This is a genomic window from Thauera sp. AutoDN2 (assembly GCF_051280715.1).
In the GTDB taxonomy this organism is placed as follows: domain Bacteria; phylum Pseudomonadota; class Gammaproteobacteria; order Burkholderiales; family Rhodocyclaceae; genus Thauera.
On sequence record NZ_JBNCAR010000071.1, the window covers coordinates 1 to 3765 of the forward strand.

A 3765-nucleotide genomic window follows, 5' to 3' on the forward strand; every position below is an offset into this window, starting at 1 on the left:
TTCGCGGTCGATGTCGAGCGGGTCGAAAAGTCCATCCCCATGAAGGATGGCTCGACGGTCCACATCTTCAAGGATGGGAAAATGGGCATGGAGGACAAGCTGGGACGTGCGGTGAGGATGAAGCAAGGCGAGGTCATGGAGACCAAGGATGGTCAGAAGATCATGATGCACGGCGACGAGGTCATGCGCCTCGACAGCGTTCTCCACAAGGATCACCGTAACTAAAGCTACCGGGTGATCGATTTCCGAAACGGCTCCTGCGGAGCCGTTTCTTTTTTGAAGCAGCGAAGCCACAAGGGGCGGATTGCGCGGTGCAGGTCGGCCTCGGTTGCCCGGGCTACCTCGCCATGCAATGAGAGAGCAATCCGATTGAAGGCGTTGACCACATCCGCATCAAAATGCTGCATGGCCTCTCGCTCAAGAATTGCGAGTGCCTCCGAGGGCGAAATCGCCGCCTTGTAGGGCCGAGCCGAGACCAGGGCGTCAAACACGTCCACAACCGCGAATATGCGTGCATGGAGCGATATTTCCTCGCCAGCAAGGCGGTCGGGATACCCCTTCCCGTCAATCCGCTCGTGATGATGACGAATGACCTCCGCTGCGCCCTCAAGCCAATGAATCCCGGCAATGATCTCGAGACCCATCAAGGTATGGGTCTTCATCACTTCGAACTCCTCAGCGGAAAGCCGCCCCGGCTTCTGGAGAATATGATCCGGAATGCCAATCTTTCCAACGTCGTGCAAGAAGGCACCGATGACGAGATGCGGGATCTCGTTCGGGGATACCCCCATCTCCTCCGCAAGCGCCGCTGCGTAGAGCGTGACCCGATAATTGTGGGCGTCCGTGTCGATGTCGCGCTTGGCGATTGACTTTCCCAACGCATGTACGAGGGAGAAGTTTGCATTCATGAGACGGTCGGACAAGGCCGTCGCATGCCCGAACATTGAGAGTAAAAGTGGGTACAAGGCGACCCCGGTCGCAAGCGCCGATACCGCTGCCATCAAGACCCCATTGCGGATCTGTTCCCGCTGATGCAACAGGACTTCCGGGGCGAGACGATAGAAACCCTCAATGTAGCCGACCAATCGGCCGTCGCCGCCTGCCAGTGGCAGAACCACCTGAATCAGGCCGTCCTGCGCTACGCTTATCCAGGTGCGACGACTTTCCCCCATCGGCGGCCATGTGGGTCGGGAAGGTAAGGTCGTCGTCGCGATGCGGTTCGAAGACTCGTCCCAGACCTCGTAAGCCCAATTTCCGCTTTGGTCGAACACGCGAATGCCGATGAAGTGACTGCCGTCGAGGAGGTCCCGCAAGTGCTTGTGCCCGGACTCTCCGGGCGACATTGCCTGCATTGCCGGTGACACAAAATGAGCGGCCGCCGCCTCAGCCGTCTCCAGCGCCGCCTGTTCCGCACGGCGTGCCTCGAACATGAAGGCAGCAGCCCCCGCCAGCAAGCAGATGACGAGCACTGCTGCGCCGAGCCGGCGGGCGAGGAGCCAACGCATCTGTTGTGCGGAATTGGGTAGCGGGTCCGTCACGCGCACTTCAAGGGCGCCTTTGTGGAGGGTTAGATGAAATTTCGGCAGAACCGTGGAACCACAACACCGTTACATGCGCGAAAAATGGCTACTCATTCTTGATCAGAATCGCCTTGACGGTGTCGATAGGTCCACCTCCCGCCATATGCCGGCCCGCGCGGGCCTCCACCGAGCCACCGCGGCAACCGTGGTTGCATGTCATGGCCCATCGCTTCATCAATACAGACCGGCAATAGCTGAACGGTATCGTCTTGATGTCGCATCCAACCGCCGCAGCAAGCAGACGGCAAGTGCAACGATCACCGTGTACATCAGAAATGCGTGGAGTCACAGCAACAAACGCCCCCCCGAATGTGCCACGCCACTTTGCACGGGGTCATTTCCCGTCCCGCGGGTGGTAGTGCTTGGGCTTGGCTTTCGCGGCCATGCCGTCATCGCCCTTGGCCTCCGCAGCTTTCGGCCGCACGCCGACTTTCTCCTTTACGTGGGAATGCCGCTTGGCGTCCGTCGAGTCAGCCTTTTCGACTTGTTCGGATTTGGCTTGGGACTCTTCCTCCGCAGTCGCCGCGATGGAATTGAACGAGAGCATGGCAAACGCCGCCAGGACCGCAAGAAGGGATTTCGATTTCATGGCATTTCTCCAATGAGCCGCAAAGAGTGACGGCAGGAACGTTGCGAGGGGATTCGTACAGAATTCTCTCGATGAATGTCCGTCTTAACGAGACCACGACCATGGTCTTTCGTATCTGTCAGATACCGTCGGGCCGGGATCGGTAGGCCGGGCACGCTACTTGAAGGTGAAGGATTTTCTTACCGCCTCACGCTGGAATCCGATGACGCACGCAGTCATCGACGCCCAACTGTCCAGACCGATTCGGCCAGCTGCGTTGATGAATCCAATGGTTTCGCCACGCAGGAGGGCGTCAAAGTCGGACTCGACCTGCGCGAGAAGCGCACGGGCAGAACGCATGCTCTCTTCGGTGAGCCGCTCACAGCACCCCAAGACAAGATTGGAGTGTTGCATGATCGCGTCAAACTGCTGTTGGCCAGTGATTATCATTTGGTCTGCTGTGAGCATCTTCCTCTCCCTCTTTCGCGTCGCCCGCGTCCTTCAGCTAGTTTCAGAACGCTACGATGGGAAAAATATAGTATTGTCACGCTGACGCGAGCATATCCGTGCGATTACATTGACGTAATCTACGAGTCACGAAAGCTATCAGTTTGAACGGGGCAGATCAGTCGAGCTAACCAATCAGCTGAAGTCGTGCAAGCAGATGCGTCCATCGGCAAACGCTAACAGGTCGATCATGCCTGCCCGCGGATTCATCGCCATCCCGTTGCTCGGCCTGCCGAGCCGGAGCGAGGGGTATGGAGGTCCGCACTCGGCCGCCTTGTCCTGACGAGTGTTGCATCGACCAGCAGGAACATTTCGTCGGTGCAAGCTACAGCTTCGGCATAATCAAGGTTCTTGGCTCGTGGCAGAACGCAAAGGTCGATCCGGTCGTCGGCAGTGCCCAGACCAACAAGCTGTGGAGCATCGGCGCCCAGATCGACGTTGGCCCCTCGAGCCACAGCTCGATCGGATATGCGAAGGCGGACGTCGGGCGGCGACGGCAAGGGCTATATCATCGCCTATGAGCACTCTCTGTCGAAGCGCACCCACCTCTACGCGGGGTACGTCCACGTCTTCAACGGTGATACGACGACGCGGTTCAACTTCCGCGAGAATCTGGCCATCACCGCCGGTAAGTCGGCGTCCACCGTCGAGTTTGGTGTGAGCCACATGTTCTGAGTTCCCTCGCCTGAACGATGCGGTCGTCGCAGCGACTGCATCGTTCAGCCCCACGGCAGCTCCACGCAGCCGCCGTGGGCGCATCCTCGGCCGGGTCGTGCATGGGGTCGTGAAGGTGCTCAAGGGCGAATGCTGGTCGCTCAGTGGCCCGCCGACTGAAGTCGGCCGGTCGGAAGGAGGCGCCGTCGAGGGTTGATATTCCGACTCATCCAACCCTGATAATCGGATTACATCATCATGACCGAACTGTAATTGCCGGGTCACCGACCTGTCAGTAGTCGGCTCCTATGATGGGGTCCATGGTTACTCAAGCACGAGCAGCCAATCTGGACAACCGGACAAGGAGCCATCATGAAAAAGTCGATCATCGCCGTTCTCGCCGTCTCGGCCATCAGCACCCTTGGATCTTCCGCTGCGTTCGCACACGAGGACTAT

General features: G+C 58.7%; 5 protein-coding genes. 2 read left to right on the forward strand and 3 right to left on the reverse strand.

The annotated features are described in order from the left end of the window. Positions 1 to 225: periplasmic Cu(I)/Cu(II)-binding protein CopK (gene copK / locus ACPT9U_RS17295; RefSeq protein WP_435751862.1), on the forward strand; the 225-nt coding region annotated here is incomplete at its 5' end. Positions 226 to 227: 2 nt separating this feature from the next. Here the strand turns inward: copK and ACPT9U_RS17300 are convergent. From ACPT9U_RS17300 to ACPT9U_RS17310, 3 genes are all read right to left on the reverse strand, one after another. Further along, entirely contained in the window at positions 228 to 1505 is a 1278-nt protein-coding gene (locus ACPT9U_RS17300; RefSeq protein ID WP_052484348.1) for an HD-GYP domain-containing protein, read from the reverse strand. A 409-nt stretch (positions 1506 to 1914) separates the two neighbouring features. Then, positions 1915 to 2169, reverse strand: coding sequence for a hypothetical protein (locus tag ACPT9U_RS17305; RefSeq protein ID WP_043742020.1), 255 nt, complete (start codon positions 2167 to 2169; stop codon positions 1915 to 1917). Between the two features lie 156 nt (positions 2170 to 2325). After that, positions 2326 to 2616, reverse strand: a complete 291-nt coding sequence (locus tag ACPT9U_RS17310; RefSeq protein WP_043742022.1) for a hypothetical protein — start codon at positions 2614 to 2616, stop codon at positions 2326 to 2328. Between the two features lie 507 nt (positions 2617 to 3123). Between ACPT9U_RS17310 and ACPT9U_RS17315 the strand changes: the two genes are divergently transcribed. Then, positions 3124 to 3330, forward strand: coding sequence for a hypothetical protein (locus ACPT9U_RS17315; protein WP_435751863.1), 207 nt, complete (start codon positions 3124 to 3126; stop codon positions 3328 to 3330). Positions 3331 to 3765 lie beyond the last annotated feature (435 nt).

What these genes read in the sequence shown, in the direction of transcription:
- ACPT9U_RS17300 (WP_052484348.1), bottom strand. Translation starts at nt 1,505, where the DNA reads ATGCGTTGGCTCCTCGCCCGCCGGCTCGGCGCAGCAGTGCTCGTCATC.
- ACPT9U_RS17305 (WP_043742020.1), bottom strand. Translation starts at nt 2,169, where the DNA reads ATGAAATCGAAATCCCTTCTTGCGGTCCTGGCGGCGTTTGCCATGCTC.
- ACPT9U_RS17310 (WP_043742022.1), bottom strand. Translation starts at nt 2,616, where the DNA reads ATGCTCACAGCAGACCAAATGATAATCACTGGCCAACAGCAGTTTGAC.
- ACPT9U_RS17315 (WP_435751863.1), top strand. Translation starts at nt 3,124, where the DNA reads ATGCGAAGGCGGACGTCGGGCGGCGACGGCAAGGGCTATATCATCGCC.